The organism is Bartonella sp. AU18XJBT (assembly GCF_028618595.1).
GTDB lineage: Bacteria > Pseudomonadota > Alphaproteobacteria > Rhizobiales > Rhizobiaceae > Bartonella.
The window spans coordinates 1-718 of record NZ_JAQITE010000156.1 but is presented as its reverse complement, the minus strand read 5'-3'; the positions used below and the strand labels follow the sequence as shown (position 1 = coordinate 718).

1 protein-coding gene is annotated in these 718 nt (G+C 44.7%); it reads right to left on the bottom strand.

Annotation, left to right across the window (positions count from 1 at the left end; all coding sequences use genetic code 11):
- A partial coding sequence (locus tag PVV60_RS10675; protein ID WP_273724694.1) for a ShlB/FhaC/HecB family hemolysin secretion/activation protein occupies positions 1-718 on the bottom strand: 718 nt, incomplete at both ends.

Sequence of the window (718 nt, the reverse complement as noted above, 5' to 3'; positions counted from 1 at the left end):
CAGTCATAATATCGGAAAATATTCCCTTAACACTCGAATGATATTGGCTCCACGTCCCATCAAAACCTGTTGTCCAAGTGCCATAGGGAAGAGAAAAGGATCCCGTTAGAGTATCACTATTGGGGCGCTTGTGAGAAAAATGATACGGACTACCATCCATAGAACGCTGATAGCTAAACGACCATTGATCATTGATCCCTAACAGATCATCAAAAGAAAGGCTCAAGCGCGTTTGATAAATTCCTGTTGCTTTAGCACCAAGATTATCGCTGGAAAGCGTGATAAGCCAAGGTTTCTGTTTTTCAATATGAACATCGAGTATCGAACCACCCGAATTGCCACCCGCACCAAGATTAATGGTGGCTTGGCGTGAAAAAAGCCGATTGATTTGATCAAGCCCTTGCTCTATCTGGCGCAGATTGGTCGGCTTCCCAATAAGGTTTGGAAAAGCCGTGGTGATTTCTCCTTGAGATTTCCTTCCAACTTTATGCCCATCAAGAGTGATATCTTCCATCACACCTTCAACAACAACAATCTTGAGATGACCGCCGCTTAAATCTTGCTCAGGCAAATAAGCCCGCACCGCAATATAGCCGCGCTTCATATAAAGCTTGGTCACCGCTTTGAGCACTTTGTTGATTTCGGCAATCCCCAAACACCGCCCTTCCCAAAGAGAAATAGCTTCATGAAGATCGGTGTGAGAAATCAACTGAGCACC